Annotated in this window: 36 protein-coding genes; 28 read left to right on the top strand and 8 right to left on the bottom strand. The window is 38.9% G+C overall.

Annotated elements, in window-relative coordinates; genetic code table 11:
- Nucleotides 1-2 precede the first annotated feature (2 nt).
- The 5 genes from H9564_RS02435 to H9564_RS02415 all read right to left on the bottom strand — a co-directional run bounded on the left by H9564_RS02435 (nt 3) and on the right by H9564_RS02415 (nt 2,357).
- A complete protein-coding gene (locus H9564_RS02435) occupies nt 3-320 on the bottom strand; it encodes a hypothetical protein (protein ID WP_191683965.1) in 318 nt (105 codons plus the stop codon).
- Between the two features lie 74 nt (nt 321-394).
- Nucleotides 395-904: a hypothetical protein gene (locus H9564_RS02430; protein ID WP_191683964.1), complete on the bottom strand. Its 510-nt coding sequence runs from the start codon at nt 902-904 to the stop codon at nt 395-397.
- Nucleotides 905-1,132: 228 nt separating this feature from the next.
- On the bottom strand, nt 1,133-1,711 hold the full coding sequence (locus H9564_RS02425; protein ID WP_191683963.1) for a hypothetical protein: 579 nt from the start codon (nt 1,709-1,711) through the stop codon (nt 1,133-1,135).
- Nucleotides 1,712-1,721: 10 nt separating this feature from the next.
- Nucleotides 1,722-2,009 carry a hypothetical protein gene (locus H9564_RS02420; RefSeq protein ID WP_191683962.1) on the bottom strand — a complete coding sequence of 96 codons (288 nt, stop codon included), beginning with the start codon at nt 2,007-2,009 and terminating at the stop codon, nt 1,722-1,724.
- 12 nt (nt 2,010-2,021) lie between these two features.
- Nucleotides 2,022-2,357, bottom strand: coding sequence for a helix-turn-helix domain-containing protein (locus H9564_RS02415; protein WP_191683961.1), 336 nt, complete (start codon nt 2,355-2,357; stop codon nt 2,022-2,024).
- A 156-nt stretch (nt 2,358-2,513) separates the two neighbouring features.
- On the opposite strand from H9564_RS02415, the gene H9564_RS02410 reads away from it, so the two are divergent.
- Nucleotides 2,514-2,714: a helix-turn-helix transcriptional regulator gene (locus H9564_RS02410; RefSeq protein ID WP_191683960.1), complete on the top strand. Its 201-nt coding sequence runs from the start codon at nt 2,514-2,516 to the stop codon at nt 2,712-2,714.
- Nucleotides 2,715-2,781: 67 nt separating this feature from the next.
- Complete coding sequence (locus H9564_RS02405; RefSeq protein ID WP_191683959.1) at nt 2,782-2,925, top strand: hypothetical protein; 144 nt, start codon at nt 2,782-2,784, stop codon at nt 2,923-2,925.
- On the opposite strand, the gene H9564_RS02400 is transcribed toward H9564_RS02405, so the two are convergent.
- Nucleotides 2,897-3,190, bottom strand: a complete 294-nt coding sequence (locus H9564_RS02400; protein ID WP_191683958.1) for a hypothetical protein — start codon at nt 3,188-3,190, stop codon at nt 2,897-2,899. The two genes, H9564_RS02405 and H9564_RS02400, sit on opposite strands and share 29 nt — an antisense overlap.
- Before the next feature lie 62 nt (nt 3,191-3,252).
- On the opposite strand from H9564_RS02400, the gene H9564_RS02395 reads away from it, so the two are divergent.
- From H9564_RS02395 to H9564_RS02295, 22 genes are all read left to right on the top strand, one after another.
- Nucleotides 3,253-3,603, top strand: a complete 351-nt coding sequence (locus H9564_RS02395; RefSeq protein WP_191683957.1) for a hypothetical protein — start codon at nt 3,253-3,255, stop codon at nt 3,601-3,603.
- A 108-nt stretch (nt 3,604-3,711) separates the two neighbouring features.
- Entirely contained in the window at nt 3,712-4,005 is a 294-nt protein-coding gene (locus H9564_RS02390) for a hypothetical protein (protein ID WP_191683956.1), read from the top strand.
- 6 nt (nt 4,006-4,011) lie between these two features.
- A complete protein-coding gene (locus H9564_RS02385; protein ID WP_191683955.1) occupies nt 4,012-4,200 on the top strand; it encodes a hypothetical protein in 189 nt (62 codons plus the stop codon).
- A gap of 39 nt (nt 4,201-4,239) precedes the next feature.
- Nucleotides 4,240-4,467 carry a hypothetical protein gene (locus H9564_RS02380; RefSeq protein ID WP_191683954.1) on the top strand — a complete coding sequence of 76 codons (228 nt, stop codon included), beginning with the start codon at nt 4,240-4,242 and terminating at the stop codon, nt 4,465-4,467.
- Nucleotides 4,460-4,615 carry a hypothetical protein gene (locus H9564_RS02375; RefSeq protein WP_191683953.1) on the top strand — a complete coding sequence of 52 codons (156 nt, stop codon included), beginning with the start codon at nt 4,460-4,462 and terminating at the stop codon, nt 4,613-4,615. The genes H9564_RS02380 and H9564_RS02375 overlap by 8 nt, the downstream gene beginning before the upstream one ends.
- 2 nt (nt 4,616-4,617) lie before the next feature.
- Complete coding sequence (locus H9564_RS02370) at nt 4,618-5,130, top strand: hypothetical protein (protein WP_191683952.1); 513 nt, start codon at nt 4,618-4,620, stop codon at nt 5,128-5,130.
- A 2-nt stretch (nt 5,131-5,132) separates the two neighbouring features.
- Nucleotides 5,133-5,828: an AAA family ATPase gene (locus tag H9564_RS02365; RefSeq protein ID WP_191683951.1), complete on the top strand. Its 696-nt coding sequence runs from the start codon at nt 5,133-5,135 to the stop codon at nt 5,826-5,828.
- A gap of 2 nt (nt 5,829-5,830) precedes the next feature.
- Complete coding sequence (locus H9564_RS02360; protein WP_191683950.1) at nt 5,831-6,400, top strand: DUF669 domain-containing protein; 570 nt, start codon at nt 5,831-5,833, stop codon at nt 6,398-6,400.
- 12 nt (nt 6,401-6,412) lie between these two features.
- Nucleotides 6,413-7,111, top strand: a complete 699-nt coding sequence (locus H9564_RS02355) for a putative HNHc nuclease (RefSeq protein ID WP_191683949.1) — start codon at nt 6,413-6,415, stop codon at nt 7,109-7,111.
- A gap of 11 nt (nt 7,112-7,122) precedes the next feature.
- Nucleotides 7,123-7,893, top strand: coding sequence for a helix-turn-helix domain-containing protein (locus tag H9564_RS02350; protein ID WP_191683948.1), 771 nt, complete (start codon nt 7,123-7,125; stop codon nt 7,891-7,893).
- An 11-nt stretch (nt 7,894-7,904) separates the two neighbouring features.
- Complete coding sequence (locus H9564_RS02345) at nt 7,905-8,744, top strand: ATP-binding protein (RefSeq protein WP_191683947.1); 840 nt, start codon at nt 7,905-7,907, stop codon at nt 8,742-8,744.
- Nucleotides 8,745-8,870, top strand: coding sequence for a hypothetical protein (locus H9564_RS09250; protein ID WP_263600657.1), 126 nt, complete (start codon nt 8,745-8,747; stop codon nt 8,868-8,870).
- On the top strand, nt 8,867-9,037 hold the full coding sequence (locus H9564_RS02340) for a hypothetical protein (protein WP_191683946.1): 171 nt from the start codon (nt 8,867-8,869) through the stop codon (nt 9,035-9,037). The genes H9564_RS09250 and H9564_RS02340 overlap by 4 nt, the downstream gene beginning before the upstream one ends.
- A gap of 184 nt (nt 9,038-9,221) precedes the next feature.
- The gene (locus H9564_RS02335; RefSeq protein ID WP_191683945.1) at nt 9,222-9,371 is read left to right on the top strand and encodes a hypothetical protein; all 150 of its coding nucleotides are present in this window, start codon (nt 9,222-9,224) and stop codon (nt 9,369-9,371) included.
- Between the two features lie 2 nt (nt 9,372-9,373).
- Nucleotides 9,374-9,652 carry a hypothetical protein gene (locus tag H9564_RS02330; RefSeq protein ID WP_191683944.1) on the top strand — a complete coding sequence of 93 codons (279 nt, stop codon included), beginning with the start codon at nt 9,374-9,376 and terminating at the stop codon, nt 9,650-9,652.
- A 27-nt stretch (nt 9,653-9,679) separates the two neighbouring features.
- Nucleotides 9,680-9,919 carry a hypothetical protein gene (locus H9564_RS02325; protein WP_191683943.1) on the top strand — a complete coding sequence of 80 codons (240 nt, stop codon included), beginning with the start codon at nt 9,680-9,682 and terminating at the stop codon, nt 9,917-9,919.
- A 106-nt stretch (nt 9,920-10,025) separates the two neighbouring features.
- Nucleotides 10,026-10,442, top strand: a complete 417-nt coding sequence (locus H9564_RS02320) for a RusA family crossover junction endodeoxyribonuclease (RefSeq protein WP_191683942.1) — start codon at nt 10,026-10,028, stop codon at nt 10,440-10,442.
- Nucleotides 10,432-10,869 (top strand): hypothetical protein, encoded by a 438-nt coding sequence (locus H9564_RS02315; RefSeq protein ID WP_191683941.1) that lies wholly within the window; start codon nt 10,432-10,434, stop codon nt 10,867-10,869. Before H9564_RS02320 ends, H9564_RS02315 begins: the two co-directional genes overlap by 11 nt.
- 2 nt (nt 10,870-10,871) lie before the next feature.
- Nucleotides 10,872-11,066 carry a hypothetical protein gene (locus tag H9564_RS02310; RefSeq protein ID WP_191683940.1) on the top strand — a complete coding sequence of 65 codons (195 nt, stop codon included), beginning with the start codon at nt 10,872-10,874 and terminating at the stop codon, nt 11,064-11,066.
- A gap of 80 nt (nt 11,067-11,146) precedes the next feature.
- The gene (locus H9564_RS02305) at nt 11,147-11,662 is read left to right on the top strand and encodes an ArpU family phage packaging/lysis transcriptional regulator (protein ID WP_191683939.1); all 516 of its coding nucleotides are present in this window, start codon (nt 11,147-11,149) and stop codon (nt 11,660-11,662) included.
- 937 nt (nt 11,663-12,599) lie between these two features.
- Nucleotides 12,600-13,217: a hypothetical protein gene (locus H9564_RS02300; RefSeq protein ID WP_191683938.1), complete on the top strand. Its 618-nt coding sequence runs from the start codon at nt 12,600-12,602 to the stop codon at nt 13,215-13,217.
- A gap of 135 nt (nt 13,218-13,352) precedes the next feature.
- Nucleotides 13,353-13,550, top strand: coding sequence for a hypothetical protein (locus H9564_RS02295; RefSeq protein ID WP_191683937.1), 198 nt, complete (start codon nt 13,353-13,355; stop codon nt 13,548-13,550).
- A gap of 135 nt (nt 13,551-13,685) precedes the next feature.
- Here H9564_RS02295 and H9564_RS02290 read toward each other — a convergent pair whose 3' ends face one another.
- Nucleotides 13,686-14,072, bottom strand: a complete 387-nt coding sequence (locus H9564_RS02290) for a type II toxin-antitoxin system HicB family antitoxin (RefSeq protein WP_182581255.1) — start codon at nt 14,070-14,072, stop codon at nt 13,686-13,688.
- Nucleotides 14,073-14,130: 58 nt separating this feature from the next.
- A complete protein-coding gene (locus tag H9564_RS02285) occupies nt 14,131-14,316 on the bottom strand; it encodes a type II toxin-antitoxin system HicA family toxin (RefSeq protein WP_372456628.1) in 186 nt (61 codons plus the stop codon).
- A 101-nt stretch (nt 14,317-14,417) separates the two neighbouring features.
- On the opposite strand from H9564_RS02285, the gene H9564_RS02280 reads away from it, so the two are divergent.
- From H9564_RS02280 to H9564_RS02265, 4 genes are read left to right on the top strand one after another with little or no spacing between them, the layout of a single operon-like run.
- Entirely contained in the window at nt 14,418-14,936 is a 519-nt protein-coding gene (locus tag H9564_RS02280; protein ID WP_191683936.1) for a terminase small subunit, read from the top strand.
- A complete protein-coding gene (locus H9564_RS02275; RefSeq protein ID WP_191683935.1) occupies nt 14,923-16,194 on the top strand; it encodes a PBSX family phage terminase large subunit in 1,272 nt (423 codons plus the stop codon). The genes H9564_RS02280 and H9564_RS02275 overlap by 14 nt, the downstream gene beginning before the upstream one ends.
- A 13-nt stretch (nt 16,195-16,207) precedes the next feature.
- The gene (locus H9564_RS02270; protein ID WP_191683934.1) at nt 16,208-17,899 is read left to right on the top strand and encodes a phage portal protein; all 1,692 of its coding nucleotides are present in this window, start codon (nt 16,208-16,210) and stop codon (nt 17,897-17,899) included.
- Complete coding sequence (locus H9564_RS02265; RefSeq protein WP_191683933.1) at nt 17,899-18,885, top strand: minor capsid protein; 987 nt, start codon at nt 17,899-17,901, stop codon at nt 18,883-18,885. The genes H9564_RS02270 and H9564_RS02265 overlap by 1 nt, the downstream gene beginning before the upstream one ends.
- The last annotated feature ends 98 nt before the right edge of the window (nt 18,886-18,983 follow it).

Here is an 18,983-nt window from a genome sequence, read left to right as displayed (position 1 = left end):
AATTATTCCTCCTCGAAGTCAATCATGCTAACGGATTCCTCCAAATCATCTAATAGTTCGTTTTCTTCGATGAACTTAATCCATTTTTCCTTAGGGGTATGATTGTTAGCTTTAATTGCTCGAGCGAGCTTGTCGTAAATATTTCCAATAAATTGATCGGTGAACTTATCAACTTGACGTTCAATCCGTGCGTCATTCCATCGTTTAGCTGGTTGGCGCTTTTTGTTTTTGACTTGTTGATCTGCTCTAACTTTATCTTTGAAGTTAGCAACAGCAGTTGAGTTGTTACCAATATATTCTAGTAATTCCTCTTTATTCATAAAAAGGCTTCCTTTCGTACATATGTTCTTTTAAATGTCTTTTTAAACCGGTCGAAATCGACCGGTTTAGTTAATTACCATTTGTGGTTAAGCATGTAATCTTCCCACTCTTTACGCCATTGTTCCTTTTGCTGTTCATTACTTGCTTGGTACTCCTCAAAAGCACCTAAAATTACCTTCTTTAGGGCCTCGTCATTCTTAGACTCACCATTATATTTAATACTAAGTTCGCCTTCACTATAAGTAATATTAAATCCTTTTTCACTTTTAGTTTCATGGGCAAGAGATTCCTCTAAAACCACTTTTTCTCGTTTTATCGTTGAAAATTCCTTGAAAGTTCGATAAATGTTATAGCATACACAACAGACATAAAATGCTAAACTAATAATTATAAAAGCTTGCGCTATACCTGACTGATATTTCTTTATAGTTTGTGAAGCGGTAACAATGATTGTAACAATTAGCCATGCAACACTTAAAATTGGAAATCTTTTTCTAATACTAGGGGGAATGAAAATTTGTTTGAAAATTTTAGATTTAGAGATAATATAGACACCTTTCTTAATAGTTTGACCTACTGGCAAACACTCAATTTATTTACCGTGCTAGCACAGGGACAATCGCATATTTCATATAGTGATGCCAAAGCTAAAGCGATTATCAATTATGATGATAAAGAGAAACTTAAAATTCTTCTTGAACAAGCCCTCAACAGCCCAGATCCTAAGATGTAGTCCTTTCTCCGGAGGGGCTTTTATTTTCACTTTCTTTTTGAACCGCTCCACAAATACCAGTGGGGCGGTTATTTTTATTTATTCATCTAACTTTATCTTGCCACTAATGTATGAATAGTGAGCAACTGGCATTCCATCGTTACCGTCAAACTCAACATAAGCTCCCTCGTTTGTGCCGTTATCATACGAATAAATCAAATCGACTATGCTTTTATATAGTGACTTTTGTTCGTTATCGGATAGAGCAGTAGCTGTATTGGGAACAGTCACTTTAAATTGGTCGCCATCTGGCTTCATCGAAAAGCCATCTAATTCAGAGTGCTTAGACATTTCTTCATTTAATGCATCACAAGTATTTTTGACTCGTGCTTTTGCAACTTCGTCACTTTCTTTTTCATCAGAAGAATCGTCCTCGTTAAATGAACTGGTTTTTGACGATGAGCTTGCTGTATCCGCGGATTGGGATGTTGAGCTATTATTTTGACGATATACACGGTTAACTAACGGTCCAAAAGCTATCATCAATGCAGCAAAAACTATTGCTCCCTGAAAAATAGATTTTATGAATTTATGATTACTAAAATTACTCCAAGCAAGTTTTCCAAAATAATATGCAATAATAACGCAGATAACCATCCAAATAATTCTTGAAAGCATTTGATACTCCTTAATAACTTTTTTCAAACATTTCTTTAAACATACGTCGTGACTCGCACATCGCCCACTTCTCTGCAAGTAGGGTAGTGTGTTCTTTTTTATTACTCAAGTCGCCATAGTCAAAGTCGGAATGTACAACCTCGTGAAGTGCCGTCTTTAACCAGTCGATATTATCTTGATTTTCGTTCAAGTAAACATCGTTACCAACAATATGTCCGTGATAGTGTTTGTTTGGTACATCAATCATCCAGAATCGCAACCAAGGATATTTATCCTCTATTTTTTCTAGATCGGTCATTGAAACACCTTCTTAGACACGTCGGCGGTTCTTCATTGCGATTTTTACCATCTCGATAATATCATTTCGCTCTTCGTCAGAAATATCAGGATCAATAGAATAAGCAACTAGTTTTTGATTTTCTGACATCTCTTTGTTACTGTTTCTCTCTTTAGTACGTCCTAACAAGTAATCAGACGAAACATTAAAATAGTTTGCTAACGCATTAAGGGTATTTGCGTTAGGGATTGCACGCCCGCTCTCCCAGGCAGTTACAGTTTGTTGAGTGACGTGTACGCCATTAGCTAGATCAGTTTGTGTAATTCTTTTTTCTTTACGCAAATCCTTAATAATTTGCCCTGTACTCATAAAACAATCCTGCTTTCTTTACTTAGTTTTATGGTTTAATTATAGGGCTATATAAAGTTTTTTAGTAGTTTATATAAAAAATATTAGTTTTTAGTATTGAAAATATAAAGTTTATGTGTATAATAGAGAATGTAAGTTAAGGAAAGGAGAGATGATATGACGGATACATTGAAGTCATTGCGAGTTTCAAAAGGATACACTCAGAAGTCACTTGCAGAAAAACTCGGTGTGAGCCCAATTACCGTATTTCAATGGGAACACGGTAAATATAAACCAACTCCTACAATTATGCCGAAACTTGCTCGGGAATTAGGCATAAGTGCTAAACAATTATTTTTTACAATTAATAACAAATAAACTTTATATTTTATCTAAAAATATATAAATTAAAATTGTGGAAACAGCTAACTAAGGAGGCGGTGAGATGAAAGAAGAAAACAAAAAAGATGCTTGCTATGTTGGCAAAGATAGCAAACATCTTATTACAGTCAGTTGCAACGATAAGAAAATGACTGTAGTTATTCAATCAATTGGAAATATTAAAATTTATCGTCTGGATCTATTTTAACGAGATGGAGATCTCCATCGTTACCTGCTTCAAAAATACCATTAGTACGGATAATGATTTTGCTTGCAGATGCCTTCCAGTAGATTACAAGTCCAGTACTGTAGACAAACAATTGCTCTACTTCTGATGATGTTTTGGAAATTAAATAATCGGTGACATCAACAGTATCATCGGTATAATTGTCCATTTTTAGATTTTGGGAAATTGTCATGTCATGTATGGTGCTTAATGAATATTCATGAGTCATCTTAATGTGTGTAAACATATTGCTTCACCTCCTTTCATCAGGAGATGTCTTAAGTATAGCAAAAGAAAGGAGTTGATCAGATGGCAACAGCTGAGATAAAGGTAGTTACTTTGGAGCTTCCGAAGCTTCATGAAATGATGATTGAGTTAGCGAAAGAAGGTGTTAAGCAGTACGTCAAAGAACAAGAAGAAAAGCAAACACATACTGAACAACCTGTTCCGATGGCGGAGATTGTTAAGAGCCGTCGCTATGGATGCCGTAATACGGTAGCGAAATATCGTGATGAAATCATTGCTGAAAATGATGGACAAGCGATTGTAGCTAAGCACGGCAGTCGATATTACTTTGATCCAGCCAAGTTTGACGATTGGTTTATGAAGAGAAAGAAAATACACAAAGAAAAGTTAAAAGTTGATCCACGAAGGAGGTAATCATGGCGCAGATAGTATTTTTCACAGCAGTAGCAATTGCGATGCTGATTGTGCTGGGTAATTCGTTTCAGATGAAGTATCAAGGGAAGCATGGAAAAGGAGTTTCAGATGATGAGTATTGAATCATACAAGGCAAAACTTAATAAATTTATTGAGCTTTGCAAAGGACAAGTTCAATTCAAAGATTTTTCAAACCAAGAAAAAGATGAGCTTGAGGAAAACGCAATTGCTATTTTTAGCAATAACCACTTAGACGATGGTGAAGTTACCAACGACGTTGCTAAGTATTTTCTGTTCTTAATCAATCCACGGAGCATAAAAGCAGTTGATGAATTTTATGAATCCCGCAATGAAGAAGGACCATCTTCATTCAGAAAAAAAGAACTTTTGGGAATGAGGTGAGAAGTCATGATTAACGAAGTTCTACACTCGCGGTTGATTGCTTTCGTAATGGGAAGCTGGTCAGTTTATTGCGGAAGTATAGGCGCTTATGATGGCGCAACATTCATTCTTTTGTTTTATGGATTGATGCTTTTGCTAAACCACTTGGATCAAAAAAAGAGCACTCGTTCCGCAAAAACGAATGCTCAAAAGTAAATCACATAAATATATATTTAACGAGGTTAATTATAACGCATGGATGAATATACAAACAACCATTTAACAAGAATTCAAGGATTCATGACTTATTACAGTAGCTACATTGATAGTGCGCTGAATGGTCATGTAAGCGAGATTAAATTAGCAGAATTAATGACTCAAATCATTGTTTCGATTGACAGTGGATTTCTTGATGATGTCAAAGAACTTGAAAAGTATCTTTACAATCAAGCAGATAAGAAAGGGGAGCTCGACCATGAATAACGATTTAGATAAAGCAGAAAAGAAATGGCACGATCCCGAAGATAGCAGTAACCCTTATCTCTACGATGATTACGTTGAAGAAGACGGGAACTACTACAGTAAGTCTGACTATGATGCTATGTACAAAGCTGATGAAGAAGAGGATTAGCAATGATTGATGAAACTACTTTTGCTGGAGATGAAGCTTCAGCAATCAACCAACGCCTTAGAGAATACCGAGCTAACAAAAAAGCACTTGATGAGCTTGATAAATCAGAAAAATCAGAACTCGAAGAAGTGCGTAATTTCTATGCTTACAAGCGTAAGAAGATAAATGAAGATAACGACCTATTGCTTACAGAATTGCTAGGCTTCATTGATTATGAACACGGTCAAACATCAGTAACAACTTCAATGGGTAATGTTCAGGCACGGACTACAAAAGATTCATGGAAGTGGGGAGGTAAAGTTAACCAACGCAAAGCAATGAAAGTATTACCTGATAGTTTGCTAAAGACCGTTACTTCAAAAGAGCTAGATAAAGCCAAGATTAAAGAAGCTACCACCATTACTGATGATGGAAAAGTTATCCTCAATGAAACTGGAGAAATCGTTGATGGTTTATCCGGTGTTAAAGGTGGTAAGAAGCAAGCAGTAATTCGATTAGATAGAAAAGAGGATTAGCCATGAAGTTTTACAAAGCAGGAGAAATCCCAGAAGTTCCCAATATGTACTTCGTATACGGAGACGGGGGAACAGGTAAGACCAGCCTTTTCAAACAGTTCAAAGGTAAAAAGCTTTTATTCAGTTTTGATAAGTCTACCAATCCATTAAGAAATCAAAAGGATACTGATTTCATGGTAGTTGAAGAACAGGACTTCCCAAATATTCAACAACTGGTAGTTGGTTTCCTACAAAAAGCAATAAGAAGTGGTAGATATGATGCCATCGCATTAGATAACGTTACATCGTTGCAAAATTTAGTTTTGGAAAATATTGATAATGCCGCCAAAGATAATCGGCAGAATTACCAAAAGTTGCAATTGTGGTTCAGGCAGTTGGCTACCATGCTACGTGAGAGTGACATAACTATCTATGCAACAGCCCACCAAGTTGATAATGGTACCGGTGGTTTAACTGGTGCAGGTCGCTATGGAGCTGATATGAACGAAAAGACGTTCAATGCATTCACTAGTGTGTTTGATTTTGTTGGGCGGTTATATGTAAAAGATGACCAACGATGGATTGATTGTGACCCAGAAAGCGGTAATCACGGTAAAAATCGGATTGACGGGCGCAAGAATTTCCATGCCGAAGAACTAATTGAACCAAAAGAAGAACAAGAAACGCAAGAAAATAAACAAGAAAAGGGAGTTGCTTAATTATGACTTTATTTAAGGTAGATTCAAACAATGTATTCGGAAAAAGCGTTGAAGAAGCAGGTATTTACAACGTTAAGGTTTTACCATCATCAGAATTGAAGAATTCAAATGCAGGTAATCCAATGGTAGTGCTCAATTATGAAGTATTAGATGGCAAATATGCAGGTGGAGAAATTCGCTTCGATAACGTTGTATGGCAAGAAGGAACAACTGAAAAGGTAGATCAATCAATCAAGCGTTTTAACACCATTATGGTAGCTGCAGGAGTTCCAGATGGTACACCATTAAATACTTTGAATGATTTTGTAACAGGAATGATTGGAAAGACACTTGCCGTTGAAGTTGAATGGGGAGATCCAACACCAAAGGGAAATGTTTATTTAACTGTTCGGAGCTACCACAAGTTATTGAAAGAAGGTAGCCAATCAAACGGACAAAAGCGCCCACAAAATAGCGTAAGTCAAAATGCTGGGTTCAGTAATAACCAATTCAATAACAATGCACAAGGCCAAGCATCTAATCAAAACAATGGTGCACCAATCAACCTAGACGATAGTAACTTGCCATTCTAAGGACTGATTTAAGTGGTTTTAGCTAATGCATACTTCAGAAGAAAGAGAGATGGGTCAAAAGGCTATGGCTTGCTTGATTACATAGAGCAACCAAACCTTGAACACCTAGCCAACATTAATGATGGGAACGTTCAAGGAATACCGGTTGAAGTCAAATTCATAGATAAACGAAAAGTAAGTGCGTTACAACGTAATTTCTATTTTGCCTTGCTAGGTGACATTGTTAATTGGTCAGGCGAAGATAAAGAAATTGTTGATGACTATTTCAGAAGCCTTTATTGGGAAAAGAATTGGGGTCAAGAAATTAGTCTAAAAGATACTACCGAGAACACAGTTAGTGATGCCAAAAAGCTAATTGATTTAGTCATTGATTTTGTTTTTGATAACCAAGTACCAATCAAACGTGGATATGAGTTACTACCAAGAAACGAAGAACATTTCCAGTATGAATGTTTAGTCCACAGGCAATGCTTAATCTGCGGTCAGCCAGCCGATATACACCACATTGATGAGGTCGGTATGGGAAGAGATAGAACCAAGCTAGACCATACGAAATTTAGACTGATGGCATTGTGTAGAGCACACCATACAGAGTTTCATAAGATTGGCCCAATTGAGTTTTGTAGTAAGTATCACTTAACAGCACCGGGAATCAAATTAAATGTCGATGATTTAGAAAAGATTGGTGTTAAAGGAAATTATCAAAAGTAGGAGGTGAAGTCATGAATTACCTGCAAGAAATTCTGAACTTTGAGAAATTGCAAGAACTAAACCGATTATCTCCAGGACAGGCTAGAGTTTGGTATGTACTAATGTACCTCAACAACATAACCGGCTGGCAATCATGGTTTACGGTTGCAAGTTCCACGCTCGAATTTAGAAGCGGTTTATCTCGTCAGGGTGTAATTAAAGCACGGAACGAACTTAAACAGCTAGGGTATATTGACTTCAAAACTAATGGAAGAAGCGCTACTTCTTACCACATGAAGCCATTAATGCAAGGAAGTGTACAACCCAGTTTACAAGGTAGTATACAAGATAGTTTACAACCTAGTTTACATGATGGTTTACAAGGTAGTGTACAAAACAGTAGCGCATTATATAAACAAAACAAAACTAAACAAAACAAAACTAATAATAGTGACAAGTCGCCAGCGACCCGTCACAAGACACAACAAAAATTTGCTGATGATTCTGTTGAGATGCAGTTAGCGATGCACCTGTTTGTCAAAATCAAAGAGAACAACCCTGACCACAAAGGCCTAACTAGTAGTCAGAAGCAGAAGTGGGCTGATAGTATCCGCCTAATGATTGAGCGAGATAATCGTTCACCGAAGCAAATTAAGAACATGATTGACTGGTGCCAGTCCGATAACTTTTGGAGAAATAACATTCTCAGCACTGCTAAATTGCGAAAGCAGTATGACACGATGGCCCCTAAAGCTAGAGAACAATGGATTAACCGTCAACCAGCTAAGCGAATCTTCACGTAGGAGGTGTAGTCATGTCATTTATGAAATTAGACCTCAACCTAGATCCTGCCATCTTTACTGAACATGGCGTTGATATTCATGGTTCCATAGCCAAAAAACGTTTTGAAGAGCGCAACAAGCAAATGGAACGTAAGTACAATCAGCAAGCTATCCGTAATCGGCAAAAGCTGGTTTGGGATAAGTCATTGTGGGGATCAGGAGAAATTGAGTTTACCTTCGCTGACTGGAAGCCTGATGATCGCCAAAATAAAGCTAAAGCTAGAAGCCTGGGCAACAAGGCTTTCAAGTTAGCTAAAGAGATGGTTAACGGACACTTGAATGTTGCTATGAGCGGACTTGCTGGGGTTGGTAAGACTTCACTAGCACTAGCGATGGCAAATGCCTTAAAAGATTCAGGTAAGACAGTGCTGTTTGTATCAGTGATTGCTCTTAGTGAATTGCTATCAGAACAGTACGATTATCAGGACCGCAAGGAACGACTACAAAGCCTTAGAAAAACGATGTGCAGTTGCGATGTACTGATTCTCGATGATTTAGGAGCTGATGGCGGTAGCGTTGATAAAGTCATGACTAATGGCTACACAGGTGCTCGTAAAGACATGCAAACTTTGATGTTTGAAGTTGCCAATTGTCGTTATGAGGGTACGAAAGACGAGCGGAAAAAAGCTCGTGAAAATCATAAGAAGTTAGTTAAACCAGTTCATCAAACGATTATTACAACCAATAATCTTACAAAAGAGCTTAAAAAGATTTATGGTGAGCGGACAATTAGCAGACTAGTTACTCAAGACCCTAATCACCGCTTGGCATTTAACGACATGGAAGATATGCGAGTGAAAGAAGGAATCTAAATGCTGTGGGGAGAAAAAGTGAAGTATCAAGGTAATGTTTACACGGTAACCAGTACATATAACGATGGCACGGTTGACCTTGACTATAACTTTAACGTAAAGCGAAATGAGGTAAAGCTGGTATGACATATGAACGACTGAAAGCTCTGTATGATGCAGAAGCTAACGTGCATTACAAGGGCAAATTGTGTGAGATTATCGGTCTCAACGATAACAAACAAACCGCAAAAATAGCTGAAGTTGGAAAAATGTTCGCTATTCCATTTGAAGTGAAAGCTGAGAAATTGAGTTGACTGATAAAGAGATGATGGAGCGCTACCTTTTTGGTGGCCGGGTAAATTATCAAGGCGAGCGTTATCACGTAATCGATGTTAGTCATTCGAAGAATGCCTACACGATAAAACGTGACCATGATGTTGTACGCTTGAGTGGCATTAAAGCTAGTGAGTGCGAGCCTTACGATTAGGAGTTGAAGAGATGGATAGTACGTTATATGCGTTTCTGTGGTTTGCAATTGCGCTGATTGCAGTAACAACAATGAAATTTGCTGGTGGCTGGGTACTGTTACCAGTTGTACTAGTAATTATCTTGGCTTTCATTGCCGGGAAGATGCGAGAGGGATGGTAAGAATGGAGATTAAGTTAGATGACCATTACACAATTGTCGGTGGTAGACATGGTCAAATACAGCTTATAAGACATAAGGCTAACCCGGAGCGACGAAAGGGCAAGATTATTAACGGAGATACGCTTTATTTTCAAACATTCGGTCAGGCAGTTAAGACTTATATCAAAAAGTCAGCTAATGAATCTGATATTAAAACCCTTGAAGAACTAGCAGCATTCATTGACGGCAAGCTTAAGGGTGTAGAACTGAAGATTAATCAAGTATTGGAGGAGGAAGAATGATGCCATGTAAGGTTTGGAGGGATGCAAATGAGTAGACAACGAAAACGGCACCCTGACACTGTCAATGCAGGGAAGATGTACATGGCAGAGCGTAAGGCTAGCTTTAAAGTCGGATATTATTCTGACAGGAAACGATGGAGAGCAGTATCTCGGCTGATTGGCTGGCCTCCTAAGCGGTTGTACTGGTGGGGATTTATGAACTGGGTTGGTTATCAGCATCCAGAAGCTTACAGTTTAGAGGTTAAGTATTTGAGAGGTAGAAAATGACTATTTACGATTTACTAGCAATCACAGTAACAGGAGCAGTTGGCTTCGTGCTGGGAGTAGTAACCACGATTAAAGTCGATGATACGCATGAAAGGATTAAGCGCAAGTGAAGTTAGTGTTTGAAATTGAACCGGTTGAACAAGCACGACCACGTGCAACTAAGATGGGCCGAGGAATTAGACTTTATGACCCTAAGAAGGTATCAGTATACAAAAAGCAGTTAGCAATGATGTGCCAACTGCAGTATAAAAAAGAGCCAATAACCGGGCCGTTGAAAGTTGAATTAAGATTCTTCCGTCATGTACAGTCGAGCATTTCAAAAAAAGAACGTAAATTACGTCTCTCTGGTAGCCACAGACCCGTTGTAAAACCTGACACGGATAATTACATTAAATCAACTTTGGATGGCTTAAATGGGCTTCTGTGGGAAGACGATAATCAGATAGTCGATCTAGTAGCACACAAGTATTATTCAGATAAGCCACGAGTAGAAATTGAGGTGACAAAGCTGGATGAAAATTAGCAAAACGATGGCTAACTTGGAGGACAAGGTCAGCATAGCAGGTGGGCCAGGAGATAAGTTGTTTCTAGGCGGTCATACAGAAAAGCTGATTAGACAATACATCCCCGATTACGAGAATGATCCAGACTATCAGGCACTAATTGCAATGCGTGGTGGCCACCAGAAGAAGACGATGGAAATTGAAGAAAAGGCCGAACGGCTACGCAAGTTACTCAAACAGGTACCAAATCAGAATGAAGCTTCACAAGGAATAGCACTAAGAGAAATGGGCTTCAAAATTGAGTTTATTTGCGACTTGTTCCATCACGGCACCGCCTGGTTTTACAATCACGTTAAGCCGTACGTCGATCCACATATCAACCAAGGCTATGACCTCGACGGAGCAATTTATGAAATTGAATCACGATTAAAGATTGGGGAGGTGTAATCATGTTGTACTCACAAGCAGTTAAAGCACTTAAGGAACAAACACCTGTTTACTGCATGGGTCGAAAATATCGGATTAAAGATAATCAAATCAGGAGTCACTATCACGTCTTTGTGATTGAACCGATTGGTCCACGTGCTGAGCAATATGAAACGGTAAAGGTTAGTGCAGACTCATTAGAATTCAGTCCGGAATAAAAAAAAGACGCCCCTAATAGGAACGCCCGGTTTGGTATAAAAATAAAAGCAAATCAATTATACCATAAGGGAGAGTGCTAATGGTGGCGTTGTTCGATGAGTTAGACGTAGATGAGACCTATCATGCTGTAAGATGGTTCTTCTATGAACGGTTACCAGAAATTAAGCGAAAAGCTGGAGCATGGGGAGATTATAGTTCGCCATCTATTGACGGTATGCCTAAAGCACCCTCTGCTGGTAATGGTTCTGAGAGAAGAATGATTAATCATTCCCGTTATGCTAGCGCCTTGTATGCTGTGCGTTATGCAATAAAAGGGTGTAGCCTAACTAGTCAAAAGATAATTCAACTTAAATACATTGACGAGTTGCCTAACTGGAAAATCAAAAATCAAATTGGCTATAAAGGCAATGGTACCTATAACAAATTAGTTAAGCAGGCAGCCTTAGAATTTGCGGATTGTATTGAACCGGCTTGTGACTATTATTCTGTTGAAGAAAAGATAATTCCAGACCTCCATGCTAAATTTGGGACAAAAATGGGCCAAAACGGGGCAAAAGAGGGGTCAAATTGGGGTCATCACGAGGCTACTTTATAAGCCATAATGGTATTGTCGAAAGAATTAGATGTGACCTGAGCACGAATGACTTCAGCATTCACGTCCTTAAACTGCTTAGATAGACGTATGTTACTTATGTTTATCTCAGAATCTCTCTGTAAAGCGTAGGTGTGTGGAACGGTAGCCAAGCCGGAGATGGATGCAAGCTCCATCATCCACGTTGAGACTAGCTTCCAATTAATCCAATTTTTACATGTAATGTACGGTTATTCATAAATTCTCCATAAGATTTATATTATGTCGTCTCTGCTAGTCTCACGGCAGCCGTGCTGTTATCAGCAAAAGAGTACTGCAATTCAACTCAACGGCTAAAAGATTGCAATTGTTCAGAACACTAACATCTGTTACAGGAGTAGGCGGAAAACTACGACCGGGTGCGGTAGTTAATTAGTTCTGATTATGTGAATACGTGAAAGTAGACACCAAGCGACAACGCTTGTGGGGGCAGTTCCCAGTGTTTACTTTGGAAGGCAATATATATCTGGAGGTGAAACTAGCACCTCACTTGTCTTATGCCTTCCATATTGAAGCACAATCAATTAAAGGAGATGTTAAGCCTCCTCTTTTGATATTAACAGTGCTTCAGCTATGGTCCTCGGTAGGGCATGAATAGGGCAGTTGGACCTCAGCTGCACGCTAGACTATTCACGCACAGCAGCGGTTCGACTCCGCTCTCTAGCTTTGTGAGCAATCATCAAAAATATCTACTGTATTTTTAGACACGTCAACTCGATTGCTTACATGCTTCAGCAAGCACCCAACAAAAATATATTAAAAATCTATATATTGTTTGTTAATAGCAACACCGCTTGTTGAAGTCGTACTCAGCGTGGAAAACTGGGTACACATTTTATTTTCACCTTAGCCTAGTCAGTTTGACTGGGCTTTTGTAATATATGTATGAGGTGAAAATGAAATGAAAGAAATGCTTTGGGAAGGTCTTAAAGCTTTTGGACCTGCTTTTATAGCATGGGGATTGGCTGTGCTGACAGCCAAGAAAAATGCTAACAGCGAACGAGAAAAAATTTTAGAACAACTTGAGAAAACAAAGGAAAATAACATAGAAGCTCAAAATAAATCGTATAAATTGCAATTCTGTTTATCTGAGTTAGAGAAAAAAGATAGATTATATGAAGAACTAATAAGTGACATTAACATTGTTATAGAAAGCGTTTATAGATTCAGAACTCCTTCATTAAATGAAGAAAATATTATGGTTATTACTTCTGCTAACAGTGCACTTGAACAGCTGCACACTGTTATGTTTAATGCTGGCACATTAATGTCTTTAGTAAAAGCTACTAAAAGCGATTTGAAAGAATATCAATCAATAATGAATTCTCTTCAAGAAAATGGAACAGAAGTTGAAAGAACTCTGCACTTTTTAATAACAGGAATAAATCAACCTATCTCCTCTGAAAAATTTGATGCTAATTACAATCAACAAGTATTGATTCAATTTGAGAAAGATTTAATAGGAATACAGCAATTTATAATGAAGATTATCATGAACCTTTTTCGGGAGATGGATTAATCATGCCAAGTTTTAGAGAAACTGTTATTGTTGCGATAATTATTTTTAGCGTATGTCTTTTATTATCATTTATTGATACATACATAATTAATTAAAGTCAGCTTAAGGCTGGCTTTTTTATTTGGAGGAATACATATGAAACTTACTGAAGTGAAAGATATGGTAAGAAATATTAATGACTGCAAAGGTGATTTTGAAATGGCTCACGAGATGGAGGATGACCTTTACAAGGATATACTTAAAGAAGTGGTTGCTGGCAATCCAGAAGCACAATTAATGGCACGAGAAGCCTTGAAAACAAAACAGATTGATTTTGCGAGGTACTGTGCTTAATGTATCAGACTAAACGATTCGGCTTGGTAGCATCTAAACAAGAATATATGATGCTGTGCCGAGCCGATAGACATATGAAGCAAAAGAAAAAGCTGACAGGTAAACGCTTGCCAGCTTTTAAAGTACATAAAAATATTAAACACTAAGTTTTTCTTTTAGTGCAGTTGTCATTACTTCACTAAAGTTAATACCATTTTCTTTACCTAATTCATTTAAGTAATTAGGGATGGTAATGGTCTTCTTAATTACTTTGTTATCATGCTTGCGCTTGTATTCTGAAACATTAACGGTAACGAGAGTAACAGTTGCACCATCTTTAGCTTGAGGCAATTTGGTGTTTGATTCAGGTAACTTATCTTCAAGGGAATAAGTACCGATGTAATCTTTTGCCATTTCCATTGCATCTGCAATTGACTTTCCTTCAGTCATTCCATCGATATCTGGAATTTCGACAAAGTAAGGGTAATCGTTATTATCTTCGTCTTTAGTAATGATGATTGGAAATACTTTAATGTCGTCCATAGTGAGCCTCCTTAATTTTGGTACACAAAAGCTCGGCTCAATTAAGAGCCTTGCTTTGCTACTTTAGGTTGAACTTTCTTATCAAAGCATTGTATAGCTTGTCACTAAACTTTGGATGACGTGGCAGTTGAGTTTTAATTTTACCGTTTGACCAAATATCATGGTTACCGCCATGTCTTACGAAGTACCAGCCATTATCTTTGAATTTCTTTTCAACCTTGCGACGTTGTACCAAAAGTTTCACTTCCCTTCAACACTTATTATAATACACGTATTTAATACGTGTGTCAATAGAATTATACATATTTAGCACGTATTTTTAAAAAGGTGGTGTGGTGATATGCCATGAAATTAACAGCAAAACAACGACTATTTGCGGATGAATATATTAAGAGTGGCAACGCCACACAGTCTGCGATTAAAGCCGGATATTCACCTAAAACAGTTCGTTCAATTGGTCAAGAGAACCTGACAAAACCTGACATTAAATCCTATATTGACGCTAAAATGGCTGAGATCGAGTCACATAAGATTGCAGACGCTAAAGAAGTGCTTCAATTTTATACTCGAGTGTTACGTGAGGAAGAGACAGAAGAAGTTGCCTTACCAACAGGCGATAATGTAGTCACCGTTGAGAAGAAACCGAGCTTTAAAGACCGACTAACGGCTGCTAAAGAACTGATGAAGCGTTATCCACTTAGTGACCCAGTGGTACAAGCTCAGCTTAAAAAGATTACGGCTGATGCTAGAGTAGCTGAAGCTCGTGCTAAGGCGCTTGAAGATAACGGTCAAGATATGGAATTGTTGCTTGATAAGATGTTAGACACCATTACAAAGGAGGATAAGAGCAATGAGCCTAGGTGATTACTTAGCACCAAAACAACTAGAAGTGCTTCATTCTTATCTGAATGATGATTTTGGGATGATGATTCTAACTGGTGCTGTTCGTTCAGGTAAGACTTTTATTGATAATCTGCTGTTTATCTATGAGTTAAGGAGGACAGCTAGACTTGCCAAAGAACATGGCGATAAACACCCTCAGTATATTCTTGCTGGTGCTAGTTCAGACAGTATTAACAAGAACGTGATTATCTCGTGCATGAACCAGTTTGGTGTTGAGTTTAAGCTTGACCGACATGGGCACTACCATCTGTTTGGTGTTGACATAACGCCTGTTTCGACTGCTACGATGGCGGGATTGAAAGGCGCTCGTGGTTTTACTGCGTATGGAGGCTATGTTAACGAAGCGACGCTTGGTGTAGAACCTGTATTTCAAGAAATACTTCAGCGTTGTTCTATGCCAGGATCACATATCATTGTGGATACCAACCCAGATAACCCGCAACACTGGTTGAAAGTGGATTATATCGACAAGGAAGACAAGAAGATGAAGAAACTTGTCTATCACTTTACGATTGACGACAACACCCACTTGGCGCCAGATTATGTTGAACGGATTAAAGCTTCAACTCCATCAGGGATGTACTATGATCGAGCAATTAAAGGTCTATGGGTCACTGGTGAAGGTGCTGTCTACAAGGATTTTGATGAACGTACTATGACCATTGAACGTGAAGATTTACCAGACAATCTAACCTATACGGCAGGTGTTGACTGGGGATTTGACCACCCAACAGCGATTGAAGTTATTGGTCATGATGATAAGGGCAACTATTACCTTGTTGATGAAGCTTATGGTCAGTTTGAACAAGTTGATCCACACTGGATTAGAGTTGCTCAGCAATTCAAAAAGAAGTACGGCATGGGTCTAATATTCTTTGCTGATACAGCCAGAACAGAACACATTAACAACTTCAGGCAGCACCACATTAAAACCGAGTATGGCTATAAGAATGTGCTTGATGGTATTGAGCGAGTAGCCAGTATTATTAAGCAACACAAGTTCTATGTGGTTAAGGATGCAGCACCTAACTTTATTAACGAGATTTACCAATACATCTGGGATGAAAAAACAGGTGCGCCGGTTAAAGAGAATGACCACGCTCAAGATGCGGTTCGGTACTGTATCGCTACTCCACTCTGGAAAGAGGAACAAGCACAGAAACAAAACAAGAACCGTCAACGTTCTACTGGCTACTTGAACGATTTAGGGCTGGTTTAGAAAGGAGGATAAAATGGCGATTAACACAAGTGATGATTCACAAGCTTACTATGCTAGTGTACCGTTTGGATTACAAAAGGATTCAATTCGTATGCTGAAAGGTGGGACGAGATTCGACCGTGAATCAAACAAGGTTTACCGGATTCCCACCTCACAATATAACGAAGACAACATTAGCGATTATGTTCATATGTTTCTTGAACATCATTACAATCATCAGTTAACGAGAATTGCCACGCTTCAACGCTATTACGAGGGCGACAGTGATATTCACTACTGGAAGAGTGACAAGAGCAAGAATCGAGCTGACAATCGGATTGCAAGTGGTCATCCCCACTACATTACAACAATGCGGGTTGGTTATTCGTTAGGTAAAGGTATTCAGTACCAGTACAACTCACCGACAGATAAGCCAGGTGTTGATAACGCTGAAGCTGATAACCTTATGCAACGGATTGATGAATTCAATAAAGCTATTGATGAGGATTACATTGAGAAGACTATTAAAAAGAGCCTGTCTGTTACCGGACGGGCTTTTGAACTGCTATACACAACGGTATCGCCCGCTGGAAATGGTGACAAAAAAGTTAACGTTGAACTAACGGTACTTGACCCAGCTAACGCCTTTGTGGTTTACGATACAAATATTCATCAGAGTTCGCTCTTTGGCGTCTACTACTATATGGTCAACTACAACGACAAGCCACGGTTTTACGTGACTGCTTACACTGCTAACAAGGTCTATCACTATGAACCAATTAACAGCGTCGGGGATGATTTAGTCCTTGCAGGCGAACCAGAGGAACATTTCTTCGGGCGAGTGCCAATTACCGAGTATGCTAACAATGATGAACGACTTGGAGATTGGGAGCCTGATTTAGATTTAATCGACAGCTACGACAAGGCGATTAGTGAAATGGCTAATAGTGAAGAAGACTTTAGTAACGCTACGCTGGTGGTTAATGGCGATATTGATGTACCTCAGACAATGAAGAAGATTGTTAAGGGCAAGGACGGCAACCCAGTATATGACGACAATGGCGACTTGGTTTGGGAGATTGACCCTAACAGCCCATACCTGAACACTCTTAGTAAAGTCATGTACTTAAAGCCATCAATTATTAACAATGCTAATGGTGGAGTAACAGTTGTTCCTTCTAGTGCTGAATATTTGACTAAGGAGCTACCAATTGACAACTGGAAGAGCCACCTTGATGAGATTATTCGTGATATCTATACGGACACTAACACACCGAATGTTAGTGACGAGAACTTCGGTGGTAACAGTTCAGGCGTTGCGATGGCTTATAAGCTGTTCGGCAGTGACCAGATTCGAGAAACACAAAACGACCTGTTCAGTCGTGGGGTTAAGCGTCGTCTGCGTTTAGTCGCTCACTTCTGGGGAATTAAGAATGTCATTCCTGATGAAACACTCGTTAACAACGTTACTCTTAACTTCCCACCTAACTTACCTAAGAACGATACCGAAACGATTACCAATGCGATGAACTTACTTAAAGCTGGTGCGTCACAAGAAACTGTGTTCGGTTATTTAACCGCTGCTACTGGCGTTAAGCAAGAGGAAGAGATGCAACGGAAGAAAGAACAAGCCGAGAACGACCCTGACCGCTTAGACGCTAACATGTTCAATCAACAAAACCAGAACCAAGATGAACAGGATTCTGGCAAGGAAGATGATGAGTAATGAGCCAAAAAGAACTCACTGAATTAGCCCAGCAGATTTATGGCAAGTCAGACGAGCGGGTCAAAGAGCTTCAATCAATGTATCATGCCACTCAAATTCAAATAGAGGGCATAATTACGCAGTTTGTCTCCGATGATGATAATTGGAACCTGCCAGCACCAAAGTGGCTAAAAGAGCAGTTATTAAGTGAATTAATGACTATGTATCGTGAGGCTGATTCTGGTGATCAAGCGTTGATTGCTGTTTCGATGGCTGGACGTTCAATAGCTACGATTAACGAATCCGTAAAGGTAAGCGCTAGTATTGCATTGTTGTCCCTTGCACATCAAAGACGGGTACAGCTTGCTGATACATTGCAAGAAATACCGCAAAAAGTTAGGTCGGTTGGCTATCATAAGACTACAAAGAAGATTAATCGTTACTTCAATCGCCTTAATGGCCGACCGCCGACTACTGCTGAACATGAATATGAACTAGCTCGAAGAATACCAGGCAAGTATCACAGAGTGCTTGCTCAAAAGTCTGTATCGAAGATGGTTCAGAAGTTTGGCTCTGGTATTGATACTGATGAAACGATTAATCGTAATACTGTGGCAATGATGAATAAGGTTAATGATTTAGTTGATAATATTAACGTTAATCACATCAAACCACAGGAATATAGCCGAGAACTTGCTGATATGTTCACTGGCAATAATTCAACAAGTAGAGGTGCTGTTTACAATGCTGAGAGACTGCTGAGAACTGAATCAGCGTATACGTTTGCTAATGCATTGAAGGATGATTTTAAGCGTCGCAAAGTTAAGTATTTTACCAACGTTTCGGTGCTGGGTAGTCATACATGCAAGTTCTGCGAACGAATGGACGGTAAGACGTTTAAGGTTAGCGATATGCAGCCGGGTGTTAACTGTGCACCGTTCCATCCTAACTGCCAATGCGATATTGTCGAATCAACCAAAGAAGATATTGAATCAATAAGTTTATAGCAATCATTCAAATTAGAATGGTTGCTTTTTTAATGCCCTCAAACGTGCAGGCAGGAGGTTAAGCCGGACGGTGAACCCGACGGGGGTTAAACGGAATA

The organism is Limosilactobacillus avistercoris (assembly GCF_014836425.1).
Taxonomy (GTDB): domain Bacteria; phylum Bacillota; class Bacilli; order Lactobacillales; family Lactobacillaceae; genus Limosilactobacillus; species Limosilactobacillus agrestimuris.
The sequence above is the reverse complement of the archived record's forward strand: the minus strand, read 5'-3'. Positions and strand labels throughout refer to the sequence as shown.

What these genes read in the sequence shown, in the direction of transcription:
- H9564_RS02435 (WP_191683965.1), bottom strand. Translation starts at nt 320, where the DNA reads ATGAATAAAGAGGAATTACTAGAATATATTGGTAACAACTCAACTGCT.
- H9564_RS02425 (WP_191683963.1), bottom strand. Translation starts at nt 1,711, where the DNA reads ATGCTTTCAAGAATTATTTGGATGGTTATCTGCGTTATTATTGCATAT.
- H9564_RS02420 (WP_191683962.1), bottom strand. Translation starts at nt 2,009, where the DNA reads ATGACCGATCTAGAAAAAATAGAGGATAAATATCCTTGGTTGCGATTC.
- H9564_RS02415 (WP_191683961.1), bottom strand. Translation starts at nt 2,357, where the DNA reads ATGAGTACAGGGCAAATTATTAAGGATTTGCGTAAAGAAAAAAGAATT.
- H9564_RS02410 (WP_191683960.1), top strand. Translation starts at nt 2,514, where the DNA reads ATGACGGATACATTGAAGTCATTGCGAGTTTCAAAAGGATACACTCAG.
- H9564_RS02405 (WP_191683959.1), top strand. Translation starts at nt 2,782, where the DNA reads ATGAAAGAAGAAAACAAAAAAGATGCTTGCTATGTTGGCAAAGATAGC.
- H9564_RS02400 (WP_191683958.1), bottom strand. Translation starts at nt 3,190, where the DNA reads ATGTTTACACACATTAAGATGACTCATGAATATTCATTAAGCACCATA.
- H9564_RS02395 (WP_191683957.1), top strand. Translation starts at nt 3,253, where the DNA reads ATGGCAACAGCTGAGATAAAGGTAGTTACTTTGGAGCTTCCGAAGCTT.
- H9564_RS02390 (WP_191683956.1), top strand. Translation starts at nt 3,712, where the DNA reads ATGATGAGTATTGAATCATACAAGGCAAAACTTAATAAATTTATTGAG.
- H9564_RS02385 (WP_191683955.1), top strand. Translation starts at nt 4,012, where the DNA reads ATGATTAACGAAGTTCTACACTCGCGGTTGATTGCTTTCGTAATGGGA.
- H9564_RS02380 (WP_191683954.1), top strand. Translation starts at nt 4,240, where the DNA reads ATGGATGAATATACAAACAACCATTTAACAAGAATTCAAGGATTCATG.
- H9564_RS02375 (WP_191683953.1), top strand. Translation starts at nt 4,460, where the DNA reads ATGAATAACGATTTAGATAAAGCAGAAAAGAAATGGCACGATCCCGAA.
- H9564_RS02370 (WP_191683952.1), top strand. Translation starts at nt 4,618, where the DNA reads ATGATTGATGAAACTACTTTTGCTGGAGATGAAGCTTCAGCAATCAAC.
- H9564_RS02365 (WP_191683951.1), top strand. Translation starts at nt 5,133, where the DNA reads ATGAAGTTTTACAAAGCAGGAGAAATCCCAGAAGTTCCCAATATGTAC.
- H9564_RS02360 (WP_191683950.1), top strand. Translation starts at nt 5,831, where the DNA reads ATGACTTTATTTAAGGTAGATTCAAACAATGTATTCGGAAAAAGCGTT.
- H9564_RS02350 (WP_191683948.1), top strand. Translation starts at nt 7,123, where the DNA reads ATGAATTACCTGCAAGAAATTCTGAACTTTGAGAAATTGCAAGAACTA.
- H9564_RS02345 (WP_191683947.1), top strand. Translation starts at nt 7,905, where the DNA reads ATGTCATTTATGAAATTAGACCTCAACCTAGATCCTGCCATCTTTACT.
- H9564_RS09250 (WP_263600657.1), top strand. Translation starts at nt 8,745, where the DNA reads ATGCTGTGGGGAGAAAAAGTGAAGTATCAAGGTAATGTTTACACGGTA.
- H9564_RS02340 (WP_191683946.1), top strand. Translation starts at nt 8,867, where the DNA reads ATGACATATGAACGACTGAAAGCTCTGTATGATGCAGAAGCTAACGTG.
- H9564_RS02335 (WP_191683945.1), top strand. Translation starts at nt 9,222, where the DNA reads ATGGATAGTACGTTATATGCGTTTCTGTGGTTTGCAATTGCGCTGATT.
- H9564_RS02330 (WP_191683944.1), top strand. Translation starts at nt 9,374, where the DNA reads ATGGAGATTAAGTTAGATGACCATTACACAATTGTCGGTGGTAGACAT.
- H9564_RS02325 (WP_191683943.1), top strand. Translation starts at nt 9,680, where the DNA reads ATGAGTAGACAACGAAAACGGCACCCTGACACTGTCAATGCAGGGAAG.
- H9564_RS02315 (WP_191683941.1), top strand. Translation starts at nt 10,432, where the DNA reads ATGAAAATTAGCAAAACGATGGCTAACTTGGAGGACAAGGTCAGCATA.
- H9564_RS02310 (WP_191683940.1), top strand. Translation starts at nt 10,872, where the DNA reads ATGTTGTACTCACAAGCAGTTAAAGCACTTAAGGAACAAACACCTGTT.
- H9564_RS02305 (WP_191683939.1), top strand. Translation starts at nt 11,147, where the DNA reads ATGGTGGCGTTGTTCGATGAGTTAGACGTAGATGAGACCTATCATGCT.
- H9564_RS02300 (WP_191683938.1), top strand. Translation starts at nt 12,600, where the DNA reads ATGAAAGAAATGCTTTGGGAAGGTCTTAAAGCTTTTGGACCTGCTTTT.
- H9564_RS02295 (WP_191683937.1), top strand. Translation starts at nt 13,353, where the DNA reads ATGAAACTTACTGAAGTGAAAGATATGGTAAGAAATATTAATGACTGC.
- H9564_RS02290 (WP_182581255.1), bottom strand. Translation starts at nt 14,072, where the DNA reads ATGGACGACATTAAAGTATTTCCAATCATCATTACTAAAGACGAAGAT.
- H9564_RS02280 (WP_191683936.1), top strand. Translation starts at nt 14,418, where the DNA reads ATGAAATTAACAGCAAAACAACGACTATTTGCGGATGAATATATTAAG.
- H9564_RS02275 (WP_191683935.1), top strand. Translation starts at nt 14,923, where the DNA reads ATGAGCCTAGGTGATTACTTAGCACCAAAACAACTAGAAGTGCTTCAT.
- H9564_RS02270 (WP_191683934.1), top strand. Translation starts at nt 16,208, where the DNA reads ATGGCGATTAACACAAGTGATGATTCACAAGCTTACTATGCTAGTGTA.
- H9564_RS02265 (WP_191683933.1), top strand. Translation starts at nt 17,899, where the DNA reads ATGAGCCAAAAAGAACTCACTGAATTAGCCCAGCAGATTTATGGCAAG.